The 13,146-nt window shown below is 43.1% G+C and carries 8 protein-coding genes; 4 read left to right on the top strand and 4 right to left on the bottom strand.

Annotated features, from left to right (window positions below):
• Window positions 1–7: 7 nt before the first annotated feature.
• The gene (locus HB679_RS11895; RefSeq protein WP_214072204.1) at window positions 8–3,676 is read right to left on the bottom strand and encodes a T9SS type A sorting domain-containing protein; all 3,669 of its coding nucleotides are present in this window, start codon (window positions 3,674–3,676) and stop codon (window positions 8–10) included.
• A gap of 408 nt (window positions 3,677–4,084) precedes the next feature.
• Here HB679_RS11895 and HB679_RS11900 point away from each other — a divergent pair, with 408 nt between their 5' ends.
• Window positions 4,085–7,825 carry a S8 family serine peptidase gene (locus HB679_RS11900; RefSeq protein ID WP_214072205.1) on the top strand — a complete coding sequence of 1,247 codons (3,741 nt, stop codon included), beginning with the start codon at window positions 4,085–4,087 and terminating at the stop codon, window positions 7,823–7,825.
• Window positions 7,826–7,951: 126 nt separating this feature from the next.
• Here HB679_RS11900 and HB679_RS11905 read toward each other — a convergent pair whose 3' ends face one another.
• Window positions 7,952–8,548 carry a hypothetical protein gene (locus HB679_RS11905; RefSeq protein ID WP_255547592.1) on the bottom strand — a complete coding sequence of 199 codons (597 nt, stop codon included), beginning with the start codon at window positions 8,546–8,548 and terminating at the stop codon, window positions 7,952–7,954.
• A 54-nt stretch (window positions 8,549–8,602) separates the two neighbouring features.
• Between HB679_RS11905 and HB679_RS11910 the strand changes: the two genes are divergently transcribed.
• The 3 genes from HB679_RS11910 (at window position 8,603) to HB679_RS11920 (ending at window position 10,726) form a co-directional block, all read left to right on the top strand.
• Complete coding sequence (locus tag HB679_RS11910) at window positions 8,603–9,049, top strand: MarR family transcriptional regulator (protein WP_214072497.1); 447 nt, start codon at window positions 8,603–8,605, stop codon at window positions 9,047–9,049.
• Window positions 9,050–9,155: 106 nt separating this feature from the next.
• Window positions 9,156–9,695: an FKBP-type peptidyl-prolyl cis-trans isomerase gene (locus HB679_RS11915; RefSeq protein ID WP_214072206.1), complete on the top strand. Its 540-nt coding sequence runs from the start codon at window positions 9,156–9,158 to the stop codon at window positions 9,693–9,695.
• A gap of 104 nt (window positions 9,696–9,799) precedes the next feature.
• Window positions 9,800–10,726 carry a hypothetical protein gene (locus HB679_RS11920; RefSeq protein WP_214072207.1) on the top strand — a complete coding sequence of 309 codons (927 nt, stop codon included), beginning with the start codon at window positions 9,800–9,802 and terminating at the stop codon, window positions 10,724–10,726.
• Here HB679_RS11920 and HB679_RS11925 read toward each other — a convergent pair.
• Window positions 10,723–12,030, bottom strand: coding sequence for a deoxyribodipyrimidine photo-lyase (locus HB679_RS11925; protein ID WP_214072208.1), 1,308 nt, complete (start codon window positions 12,028–12,030; stop codon window positions 10,723–10,725). The genes HB679_RS11920 and HB679_RS11925 overlap by 4 nt on opposite strands.
• 101 nt (window positions 12,031–12,131) lie before the next feature.
• Window positions 12,132–13,043 (bottom strand): TIGR01777 family oxidoreductase, encoded by a 912-nt coding sequence (locus HB679_RS11930; RefSeq protein ID WP_214072209.1) that lies wholly within the window; start codon window positions 13,041–13,043, stop codon window positions 12,132–12,134.
• Window positions 13,044–13,146 lie beyond the last annotated feature (103 nt).

Consider the following 13,146-nt stretch of genomic DNA (forward strand, 5'->3'; position numbering starts at 1 on the left):
TACAAAGCTACAACTTTACAAATGTACTTTTACCGGTTAACGTATTATTCTTAGAATTTATTACCTGTATAAAATAAGTTCCCGGCATTAAATTATCTATCTGTGCCTGCCAGCTGCCACTTGTTGATGTAGCAGTTTTAACCAGCATGCCTGAACTATTAACAATACTTATTTTGTAAGTCGCTGCTACAAGGTCATTATTGTTGCTACCGGTAACCGTTAGGTTTAAGGTTGATTGAGCCGGATTAGGGTATACACTGATGTTGCTATTAGCTAGTACGGTATTTAACACATTGGCATACATTATCTTAACTATGTTTGAGTAAGAAACATTGCCCGCCACATCTGTTTGTTTTAAGCGGTAATAGTTGGTTCCCAATATAGGCGATGGATCAAGATCGTTATAAGTACCCAATCCGGCTGATGTTAGGCTGTCAATCACTTTAAAGGTTTTTCCGCCATCGGTGCTGCGTTCAACAACATAGCCGGTATAATCCGCTTCGTTTTCTGCAGTCCACTTGAGTTTTACATCGTTTGTGCTCTTTACCGCATCAAAACTTAACAAATGCACGGTTAAGGCAACATTTTGACGTATTACCAGGCTAAAACGATGGTTGCCATAAGTATTGGTATCTACATTGGCCTCAAATGTATAAACCGGATTGTTTTTCAGATCCAACGAATCTTTTTTATAAGCGTCCATCAACCAAACATCATACGCCGCCGGTATATTCTTGGCGGTTAATAGTTTTATTTGATAATTACCGGCCGCAGTCATGTTTACATTTAATGGTATAACCTGGCTTGATGAAGGAAAATTCATTTGGTTTATAGCCAATGCGATGTTATCGCTTGAGCGGGTTGACAGGTTAACAGCACTGTTACCCTTCATGTAATCAGCGTCTTCATTGTAAACATAGGCTGCTTTTGCACTTGGTTTAAACAAAATAAGCGCGTCTTCGCTGGCAGTTGAATCTTTAAATAGTTCGACGCTTAAATATTTAGGCTGTACATCCGGGGCGGTAGTTGCCGTTGCTAATGATAAGGCTGACGAAGAAACCTGAGTGGTAGATTTATTTGATTCATGAAAGGTTAGCGTGGTACTTGTATTAGTAACAGTTACAAAAAAGCCCTGTCCGCTAGATATGATATTATTACCTGTTGACGCGTTAAAATTGGTACCAACACCAAGAGGTGTGCCTGCTAAGTAAGTTGCATACGTTTTTTTGGTTGGATTATAAATATATATAGTAGCACCAACACCCGCATTGCTGGCAGATACCTTATCCCAGTCGATAGACGATGGATACGGATTGCCAACCAAATGATAACCTGCAGTGACACTGTTTTTGCTGGGGTTGTAAGATAAGGTGAAATCGGTCACCGTTGGATTAAACCAATCTCTCACTTTAACATCGCCCTGGTTTAAATAACCCGATGAACTAAAAGTAGTGGCTTTAGCTATCGTAGATGACACATAAGGGTTAGAAGTTGCTTTGCTGCCTCTGAAAAAGAACATAAAACCATTGCCGGCAGGTAGGGTAGCAGAAGCGTCAATGCCACCATCGAATGAAAAAGTAGAACCGGTAATATTGCTAACCCCCCTGAAATTACCTGAGGTAAAATTTGAGTTGTTTGGCGCTATATTTTCACGATAAAAATAAAGCGTTGGCCCGCCGTTAGATGGCGCACTAAAGCCGCTACCGGTACCACCGGTACCCGTTGTATAACTGCCGTTATTTATATAGCTTAAATTAGGAATGATCAAGCTGCTGCTTGACACAGATACCGGCGATGATAATAATCGATAGCCGCGGCTGTTAGCAAGGCCGCCGGTTAAATAACGCTGCACAATTATAGTACCCGTGATACTGCTTGTGGCAGTCATTGCACCTATAGATGCAGCACCGCTGGCATCAGAAACCAAAGTGAATGTACCCGTATTAGTTACAGCTATGCCATTGGTTGTTGTTGTTGGCCAGGTCATAGTAGCGGTACTTGCCATCGTTGAAGTGCCGGCAACGGCCAGGTTACCAACTGTAGCAGAGGTGTTTTGAAGCGTTAGCGTAGCACCTGCATCAATTGTTAAGCCGTTGTTAACGGTAAGTTTATGGCCGGCAAAATCAATAGATACCGGTGTGGTTGTAGAAGTATTTGAACCAAAAGGGCCAATTTCAAGTGAACTTACTGTAATATCAGAAGGTAATTGAGGTTGCACAGTGCTTGAGCTATATTGTGTAACACCAATTTTTACTATATCTGTGGTAGCTGAAGGGCCGATAGACGATGCTGTTATTGTATTGTCTTTTTTCCATGCCTTCTGTGTGGTCCATGTCGCAGCTGTAAGGCCGGTCCATTCCCATAAATCGCCATTATTTATAGGGGCAGATACAGAACTTGAAGAGTTACTGGAATATGGAGAGGAACTATTGAAAAATTGTGAGTAACTGTCGTTATTTGTATTACTTACCGAATAACTAACTGATGATGGATAAGGTGTCGTGAAAGTCGACATGACAGCGGCCGTTAAAAAATAATAAGTGATGTGGCCGGTGCTGCCGTCTGTATTGCCCCCGTTATAGTAACGTAGGTTCAAGCCTGATAAATCTTGCTGACTACTAGCACCATTGTTTTGCAGCGTGTAGGTCATTATCGGCGAAAGCCCGCTGGTTGATAAGGGCAGCGTACTGGTTTCATATAAATAACCGGGTACATTAATGCCAATAATATTGGCGAGGCCTGAATTATAGTCTATAACTAATCGGCCCATTACAATATCACCTCTTGCGCAAAGATTCATTCCATATAAAATGGCAGTACCCATACCCGGATATAACGGACTGGATACACCGTTGCCGCTTATTGGCAAATAATCAAGTCTAACCTGGTAAAAGTTAAAATTATCAAATTGAAAGCGATCTGCAGCTGCAGATGTCGCGTCTAAATAACTCAAATTATATACGCTATCGTAATTGGCATTGATATTTAGCGACGACTGGGTGGTGCTAGCAGTTCTGTCAAATACAAAAACATTATAATACCCTGTTACAGATCTTTCAATCCTTATTTGGTAAGTATCTTTATTATTGGGCATAGCTACATCCCACAATACCCTGTATTGACTGGCTATAGTGCCATATCTTTGCCGGCCCTCTAACTTGCCGCCCACCTGCGTAACATAGATCCCCATTTTAGTTGATCCAGACAGGCTGCTAATCAACCAATATCTCCAGGAGTCGCTTCCGGCAACCATACTGGTAGAAGTTGCGTCGGGGTCAACGGTTGCTGCGCCGCTGGTATTTTTATAATCAAACTCCCACTCCCATGGCGCGCTGTTTAAACTAAGATTAGCGGCAGTGGCAGAGTTGTTTATAAAATTCCATGTAATGGTTCCTAAGGTTGAGCTGCCTACGGTTGAAAAACTGTTGGTAGAATTTAAAGAGGATGCAGAAGCAAGTTTAATAGCAGCAGGTGTAGTTTGCGATGTTGCGCATGATGGGAAATAGGTAGTTGGGCTGGCTGTTCCGGTTGTGGCAGACTCTAAGTTATTATAATAATATTGTCTGGGTGTATTTGTGCCATCGTAAGATTCTTGCGCAAATGAAATTTCAAAACAAAACAAATTGCAAAGCGTCAGCAAGAGAGCAGTAAAATATTTTAGTATCGGCTTTTTCAATTTGTACTAGTATGAGTCTAACTCGTGCATAAAGGCAAAAATTATGCAAAATATGGCCTGTGATAGCTAAAATTCAAGTATTTGCGTTATTTGAACCTTGTCTTTTTTGACTTACGAACTTATGGTGATAATAATTTAATTATAGCGATAGTAATTTTATCCCCAACACGGGTAAAAAAATACCCATTTTAGAATCGATACAGATCGCTAATTACCAACTATACGTAAATTTGAAGTTGATAGTCTTGACCTACTCCATCTTAGAGTAAGGTTTTTAATACCGCTGATAAGTAGGTTATTATGGGGATATAAAAATTTAAATGTTGGCGTTTTAATATTTCATAAAATGCATAAAAATGTGCAAACTTGTTGTTGGTTAAACTTTGTGTAACCCTATTAAATTCTTATATGAATAAATTTTACCGCGGGGCGATTTTATGTGTGTTAATGGCGTTTGCGGGCCATGCTTTTGGCCAACAGATATTGGTTACGGAAGCAAAGAAAAAAGAACTTAACGATATATCGGTTAAGGCTGGTAATAGCTTTGCCAAAAGCCACCAAAAAGCTATGGCACAGGCGCGGGCACATGGTTGGTATTTAAATCGTAAAACACGTAACGGGGGGCGTATGGCGCTGCAGAGCATCACTAATTTGGGTTTCCCTAAATACGTGTCGACCAACGATAATGTGGACGCGGCTGCAACTACCGGAACAAAACAAGTGCAACCTGGCGGGTCAACTGGTCTTAACTTATCAGGTTCGAGCGCGTTTTTAGCTAATAAGCTGGCCATGTGGGACGGCGGATGGCCGCTGTCGACACACCAGGAATTTGCCGGTAAAACGTTTACTCCAAAAGATACTTCGACAGTTGGCGACCATCCAACCCACGTGGCCGGCACGCTGATGGCTAAAGGTGTTTATGCCCCGGCCAAAGGCATGGCTCCGGATATGGGTACGCTCATATCTTATGATTTTGAAAATGATGTGGCCGAAATGAGTCGCGAAGCGCCGAATTTGCTTTTATCCAATCACTCTTATGGCGATGTGGCCGGTTGGGATTATGACGATACACAGCAACATTGGATATGGTATGGGTTACCCGGTGATACGGTAGACTATGCTTTCGGTTTTTATGATGACCGGACAGCAGCGTGGGACAAAATTGCCTACAATGCGCCTTATTACCTGATTGTTGAATCATCTGGCAATAGCCGTGGTTATCCCGGCCCGGCTGTAGGGCAAAACTATTATGGCTTTTCCAGCCGCACCAACCCCTCAATTGTACTTAAAGGGCCACGACCCGCTGATATTAGCAGTAACACTGGCTATGACATCATCAGCACTACAGGTACCGCAAAAAATATTTTGACGGTAGGTGCCGTTAATCCGCTGCCAAACGGGCCCGCGGGTAGTTCCAGTATTTCGATAGCCAGTTTTAGTAGCATAGGTCCGACAGATGATGGCCGGATTAAGCCTGATATAGTAGGCGACGGTGTTAATATTTTGTCGACGGGAAGCGACAGCCCAACTGCTTACAGTTCTGAGGATGGCACATCTTTTTCGGCACCAAATGTAACGGGGTCGCTGCTGCTGTTGCAAGAGTATTACGCCAAAAAAAATGGCGGCGCTTTCATGAAGGCGGCAACACTAAAGGGATTGGCTTGTGCTACCGCTATTGATGCAGGTAACGTAGGGCCTGATTATATTTTTGGCTGGGGGCTATTAAACATGCCTGCAGCTGCCCAGGTTATTACCGACAATAATACCAAAACGCTACTAAAAGAAACCACGCTTACGCAAGGGCAAACTCAAACTATAACGGTTGTTGCATCTGGAAACGGGCCGTTGATAGGTACAATATCATGGACAGACCCTGACGGAACACCCACTGCCGACGGCGTTATTAATAACAGAACACCTAAGTTGGTAAATGACCTGGATGTGCGTATCAGTGATGGCAGCACCACCTATATGCCCTGGGTATTAGACGTTAACAATCCTGCTGCACCTGCTACTAAAGGCGACAATATTCGCGATAATATCGAACAGGTATACATCCCTACGGCTATCCCCGGCAAAACATATACCATAACGGTAACGCATAAGGGCACACTGCAGTCGGGATCGCAGCCTTACTCGCTGATATTAACCGGCATAGGCGGTGCAACCTATTGCGCGTCTGGCCCATCTTCGTCTGCCGATTCAAGGATTAATAACGTAACCCTGGCTAATATAAACAACACACCGGCAGCCGGTTGCACAACCTATAGCGACTATACCAACCAAACCGCTACGCTTGAACAAGGCAAGGTTTACCCGCTTAGTTTAACATTGGGTACCTGCGGCGCTAACTTTAACAAGATTGCTAAGGTTTACATAGATTGGGACAGCAACGGCGTATTTGATGCTAATGAACTGGTTGCCACTACCGGCGTTATTAATGGCACGGGCACTTATACTACAAATATAACTATACCCACAACGGTAATCCCCGGCAATTATAGCTTAATGCGTGTGGTACTGACCGAAACCAGCGATGCCAACGCCGTACAGCCTTGCGGAACTTATGCCAAAGGCGAAACGCAGGACTATCGCGTAATCTTTAGCCAAACCAGCAGCGATGCCGGTATTATGGCTATTGTTAATCCGGTGGCATCGGGTACTTGTAATGGTGTTAACAATATCACCGTAACCGTTAAAAATTATGGCGGCGCCCCAATAACTAACATCCCGGTAACTGTTGCAATTAAAGCGGCCGATGGCACGGTAACCAACATTACCGAAACTTATACCGCTACACTTAACCCGTTGCAGCAAGATAACTTTACGTTGAGCAGTACATTTAATTTTTTAGCTGGAGCAACTTATACCATAACGGCTGCTACTACTTATCCAAATGACCCTTTCAGCAGTAATAACCAGGTAACAGAAACAGCAGCTATCAGCATCCCGGGCTCGCCCGACAGCTTATCGGCAGTTTATTGTAATAACCTTAACCAATATATATTATCAGGTAAGGGCGACGGCACTTTATTTTGGTATAAAAATATTGGCGACGCGTTACCAATTGCTTACAGCAATTATGCGCTTACCTCAACCGCGCCGGTAAACAATATCTATTACGCGGGTTTAAACGATTTTACAGCGGCTGTTGGCCCGGCTACTAAAAACGTATTTACCGGTGGCGGGTATAATCAATTTACCCCGGCAATACAAGTGTACACCGCTGTGCCTGCCATTATTCAAACTGCAAAATTGTACATTGGTAACCCGGGAGTAATTGAATTTGATGTTACCGACCAATTTGGAAAGAAAGTGTCGACAGTTTCAATTAATGCTACTGCCACCCGCTCAACACCAGGGCCGGGCGCTCAGGTTGACGATCCGAATGACCAGGGCCGGGTTTACAATTTAAATTTACTGCTGCCTGCCGCAGGCACTTATACTATTACACCTGTTTACGATGCTACGGTAACGCTTTATCGTAACAATGCGGGTGTTACGGGGTATCCGTTTAATGCAGCGGGGATATTTAAAATAACAGGCAATACCGCTATCCCGGATGCGGGCACCGACACTACCTACTACAAAGGATTTTACTATTATTTGTACGATTTAAAAGTTAAAAGTGCAGGGTGTACCACTGGCGAAAGGGTATCGGTTACCGTAGAAAAGCCAATTATAACGCAATCGGGTATCACGTTAAACTCAAATTATGCTTCGGGCAATCAATGGTATTTAGATGGCAAAATAATAAACGGCGCCACCGGCCAAACGTATACGCCAACGCAAAGTGGACAATACCAGGTAATTGTAACCACAAATTCGGCTTGCCAACAACAGTCGGATACCTATAATTATGTGCTGCTTGCGCTGCACCCTGGTACAGATACGGATATTGGTTTAGTAGTTTTCCCAACCCCGGCTAATAAGCAGCTTAATGTGATTTTTGATGCTAAGGCTGCCGACAATCTGACATTGTCGCTGGTTAACAGTAAAGGCGCCATTGTGTATGCTAAAACCCAGTCTATATCGGCAGGAAACTTTAGCACCGTTATTAACGTGGCTAACCTGGCGCCCGGCGCCTACGTGCTCAGAACCATTTTGGGTACTAAGTTATACGGCAAAAAGGTATTGATCATAAGATAGACTGCACCCCTCCCCAAAGGGGAGGGCTTTAAAATTGTTTTATATTAAAAAAGGCTCTCATTTGGAGAGCCTTTTTCTTTTAAGATATCGTAAGCCCTCCCCTTTGGGGAGGGTTGGGTGGGGTCGCTATTTAAACACATATTTAACGCCCAGCCCCGGTGCCAGGTCAACAAACGGGCCGCTAATCAATTCTATCCTTGGGTTAAGATCAAGGCTTACTGCAATGGGCGATTGCGGGATGATATACTCCAGCCCCACAACCCCATCTACACCTAATAACACCTGTGCGCTATCGTAATAATGATATTCGCCATCAAAAGTACGGTAAGAACCCTGGCCAATTGAGCCAATATGGGCACCAAAACCGTAGTAAAATTTAAGTGCGGGTACATTAAATGCCTCCTGGTTAATTTCATACAAACCGCTAAAAACAACGCCATGCTGCCTGAACCCGATAACGCCCTCCAGCGAAATATCCTTGTTCATAAAATATTTACCGGATATACCATTTTCATATCCGCCAAATTTTAAACCGGCTGCAATAGTATAATCCTGGGCCTGCGATCGCGTAGCAAAAAATAAAGAAGCAAATGCAATAAGTAGTGTATAAGTTAAGTTTTTCATGTTAGTATAACGGTGTGTTTTTAAATTTATGGTAATGACCGGCAAAATATCGAATGGTTTAACAACAGTTAAGGCTTTTGGTTTAGCCAGTAGTTTCATAAAAATTACTTACACTTGCTTATTCAAACAGTAATTGAGCAGATGCCTTCGCACATAAAACATCAGGAAACCATTGACTACTTTTTGAAAATAGTTTGGCAAACTGTGGCTAACCGGTACAATGCGCTTGTTGCTGATTTTGGCATAACGCAGTCTATTGGTTATCTGTTGATTAATATTGATGAGGAGGAGGGTACCACGGTATCGCAGGCGGCGGCGCTGCTGGGCTTAAAATCAACCAGTTTATCGCGGATGCTTAACCAACTGGAGGCAACAGGCCTCATCTATCGCGAATCGAACAAAGGCGATAAACGTTCGGTAAAAATTTACCTGACACCCCTGGGTAAAGAAAAACGCCACCTGGCGCGGGTAGTTGCCAAGCAGTTTAATAATTATTTAAATGCCCACATCAGCGAAGCAGATAAGGAATATTTGACCGACATGCTTAAAAAAATTAACCAGCTTACCCTTAACTACAAGCCTGAAGGTAACCAGAAATAGACAATCAGTACACACTAACCCAAAATGATTGGCGTTTTAAATGTTAAAAAATGTTAACCTGCCATTTTTGAATTATAAAAGAATAAATTTGCCCATTGGAAACGTAATGAACAGGGTAGTAGTAATTATATTGTTTTTTATAGCGGGTTTAACCGCTTGTAAGAAAGAAGACAACGGTGGTTCGGTAGCGTATAAGGCACAAGCTGCTGAAGACGACTTACTTGTCAGCAATTTTTTAAAGGCCAACCCTACACTAACTGCAACAAAAATTGATACATCCGGCGTATACTATGTTGTTGAGCAGCCCGGTACGGGCACTGACTTGTTTACCAACTCAACCCAGGTTACAGTTGGATATACCGGCCGGTTAATTAATAAAGATTTAACGGAGCAAGTATTTACCCAAACAAAAGATTCGACGAGTGATTTTCATCCATCGTTTGTCTTATCGCAGGTTATTTTGGGTTGGAGATTAGGTATTCCTTTCGGAAAAAAGGGCGGAACTATACGATTATTAATACCTTCGCGTTACGCATACGGGCCCGCGGCACAACCGCTGGTTGGGGTGACATTTGGATTAAAGAATGGTTTACCTGCAAATGCAGTGGTTGATTTTGATATTACACTGTACGATGTTATTAACTAATAAAATACGCTGTGCTTAATGCACCGCTTAATGATAAAATAGCTTAAAAAGCATAAGTCCGGATTAAAATAAATTGGCCGGATGTTATGATACAATACACACAAATGAAAAGAACTACTACGCTTTTGTTATTATTTGGTTTGATAGCCCTGGCAGCTTGCCGAAAAGACAAGTATGACCCCTCTATTAATCAATATGATGACGACCAGATTAAGGCTTATATTACTGCCAATGGCTTAACCGGTATGACCCGCGATACATCGGGCATTTATTATAAATTGATAGATCCGGGAAAAGATACCGTGTTACAGTATACCAGTAACGTAGATATGGTTTTTACAGTAAAGAGTATTGATAACAAATATATATCAACAGACTCAATAGCTAACCACTACGACGGTTTCCTGGGTCATATATCCACTACAACCAGCCCTATAGGTTTAGGTACTACCGGGTTGCAGGAGGCTGTTAAGAATATTGTAAATCATAATGGTGGCATAGCTCGCCTTATTGTACCCTCTCGTTTAGCTTATGGCGTTAACGGTACGGGTGTAGGTAGTAGCTCAAACACAGCCGGCCGTATTGCAGGTAATCAATGTTTAGATTATTATGTACACATAATTGGCGACGCAGCTGCCCAATTAGCTTATGATCAATTGCTGATTAAAAAATACATAGCCGACAATAACTTAACCAACATGAAGCAAGACCCTGCCGGCTATTGGTACGGTATAGACGAGCCTGGATTGAGCACCACACCAATTACAGATAACAGTAGCATAATTGTAACTTATACTGCACAGTTACTAAACGCTACAATAGCCAGTCAGTTTAATGGTGTAGGGGGTACTTCATTTGACGTACCTGACCTTATACCGGGTGTGCGACTTGGATTAGAGAAATACGGAACTACCGGTGCATTGATAACCTTCCTGTTTCCGTCGGTTTTTGCTTACGGCAAGGCAACTACCACCATACCGCCAAACAGTGTTTTTAGGTATGATACACGTATAATTAGTATTTCAAACTAACGACTAAGCGCTTGTTTAAAAGCTTTTAAACAGCGGTCTCGTGCGAAAGCATGATCTACAATGGGTTTTGGATATTTGCTGAAGTCGGCATATTCCGGGACCCATTTTTTTATGTAAGTTAAATCCGGGTCAAAACGTTTAGTTTGCGCATCCGGGCTAAAAATGCGGAAATACGGTGCGGCATCGGTACCCGATCCGGCAGCCCACTGCCAGCCACCCACATTGCTGGCCATTTCATAATCCAGTAGCTTCGAAGCAAAGTAATGCTCGCCCCAGCGCCAGTCTATCAGCAAATCTTTAGTTAAAAAGCTGGCCGTTAACATGCGGATGCGATTATGCATAAAACCGGTTGCGTTCAGCTCGCGCATGCCGGCATCAACCAATGGATAACCGGTTTCACCCTTGCACCAGGCCTCAAATTGTTTTTCATCGTTGATCCATTTAATTCGATCGAAACCGGGTTTAAAAGCCTTGGTAGCCGTTTCCGGGAAATGATGTAAGATCATCATATAAAACTCGCGCCAGATCAATTCATTCAGCCAGTTTTTTTCGTGCGCCTGATTGGCATCGGTAGCTACTTTACGAATGCTAACCGTGCCAAAACGTAAATGTATGCCAATATGCGAAGTGCCTTTTACGGCCGGATAATCGCGTTTTTCAGCATACCCATCAATAACAGTTTTATAGCTTTTTGCGGGAACAGACTGCTGGCTGAGTTCAAAACCCATGTCTTTTAATGTTGGCAGGAGTAGGTGCTTTGTTGGGAGCAGGTTCTTTAAATATTTTTTTGTGGGATATGATTTCAGGTAAAAGTCATTCAACTTTTGCGTCCATTTACGGCTGTAAGGGGTGAAGACGGTGTATGGCTTACCATCGTCTTTGGTTACTTCATCCTTTTCAAATATTACCTGGTCCTTGTAAGTTTTAAATTCGATGTTGTGTTTATGTAGTAACTGGCTAATGGTTTCATCGCGGGTTTCAGCATAAGGCTCATAATCGTGATTGGTGTAAACCGCCGCAACATCATATTCTTTTAATACTTTGTGCCAGGCTTGCTTTACATCGTTATAAATAACCAGCAGGCTGCTGCCGTGAGCTTGCAGTTCTTCTTGTAGTTCTTTTATGGTATCATAAATAAAAGTTACGCGGGTGTCTTGCTTGTTGTCAAGCTTATCCAGTATCGCCGGGTCAAAAATAAACAGACACAACACCGGGTTGCCGCTTTTTAGCGCGTGATAGAGGCCTGCATTGTCGTCCAATCGCAAGTCTCGTCTAAACCAGAAGATGGTGGTTTTTTGTGTCATGATATTCATTTGTCATTGCGAGGAGTGAAACGACGTGGCAATCGCACGCGTTCTGCTTTTCTCTTTGCGATTGCCACGCTACGCTCGCAATGACAGTGTGGTTATGCTTTATAAATATCCTTCAGCGCCCAAACCAATGTAGGATATTTAAACTTAAATCCGGCTTCCTCAATTTTTTGTGCCGATCCTTTTTGGCTGCTTAGCACCATGCTGCTCATTTCGCCAAGCACCAGTTCTAAAGCAAAACCCGGCACACGGGGTAACCACAATGGTCTATGTATTTCTTTAGCTATTGCTTTGGTTAATTGTTTATTAGTTACCGGGTTAGGGGCTACCATATTATAGTCGCCGCTAAGGTTTTCATTCTCGATGGCATACAGGTACATGTCTATCACATCCTCTTCGTGTATCCATGATACCCATTGCTTGCCGCTGCCTAACGGCGCGCCTACGCCAAATTGTATCGGTTTGGCTAAAACCGGTAAAGCCCCGCCCTTGGCATCAAGCACTATGCCGGTTCTGAACTTTACTAAGCGCAGGCCGAAACCTTCGCCAACATCAACAGCATGTTCCCATTGCAGGCTTACGTTTGCCAGGAAGTCGGTGCCGGGGGCGCTATTTTCGGTTAGTAGCGTGTCGGCCCTGTCGCCATAATAACTAATGCCCGACGCTGATATAACAGCTTTAACGGTATGCTGTGGTTTAGCTTTAAGCAGTTTATAAATTAGCCCTATTGATTTGGTACGGCTTTCAATGATCTCTTTTTTACGCTTTTCGGTCCAGCGGCCGTCGCCAACATTAGCCCCTGCAAGATGTATAATGGTATCGACACCGTTGATGCAATTTTCATCGATCTGATTTTTAGTAACGTCCCAGATAAAAGTAGTTACTTCGGGGTTAGTGCCGGGCGTGCGGCTAAGGTGATTTACCTGATAACCTTTGCCTAATAAAAGATCCGTTAGCTTGCGGCCAATTAGCCCTGTGCCGCCGGTAAGTAGAATGCGTTTGCTCATTGAATGTGTTAACAGCAAAGGTAGGGCAGGTGTTTGGGATGGCAATGTATTTTACAATAATTGTCATCCTGAGCGTAGCGAAGGATCTTGTATAAGCGATTGG

The organism is Mucilaginibacter sp. dw_454 (assembly GCF_018449775.1).
GTDB lineage: Bacteria > Bacteroidota > Bacteroidia > Sphingobacteriales > Sphingobacteriaceae > Mucilaginibacter.

What these genes read in the sequence shown, in the direction of transcription:
- HB679_RS11900 (WP_214072205.1), top strand. Translation starts at nt 4,085, where the DNA reads ATGAATAAATTTTACCGCGGGGCGATTTTATGTGTGTTAATGGCGTTT.
- HB679_RS11905 (WP_255547592.1), bottom strand. Translation starts at nt 8,548, where the DNA reads ATGAAACTACTGGCTAAACCAAAAGCCTTAACTGTTGTTAAACCATTC.
- HB679_RS11915 (WP_214072206.1), top strand. Translation starts at nt 9,156, where the DNA reads ATGAACAGGGTAGTAGTAATTATATTGTTTTTTATAGCGGGTTTAACC.
- HB679_RS11920 (WP_214072207.1), top strand. Translation starts at nt 9,800, where the DNA reads ATGAAAAGAACTACTACGCTTTTGTTATTATTTGGTTTGATAGCCCTG.
- HB679_RS11925 (WP_214072208.1), bottom strand. Translation starts at nt 12,030, where the DNA reads ATGACACAAAAAACCACCATCTTCTGGTTTAGACGAGACTTGCGATTG.
- HB679_RS11930 (WP_214072209.1), bottom strand. Translation starts at nt 13,043, where the DNA reads ATGAGCAAACGCATTCTACTTACCGGCGGCACAGGGCTAATTGGCCGC.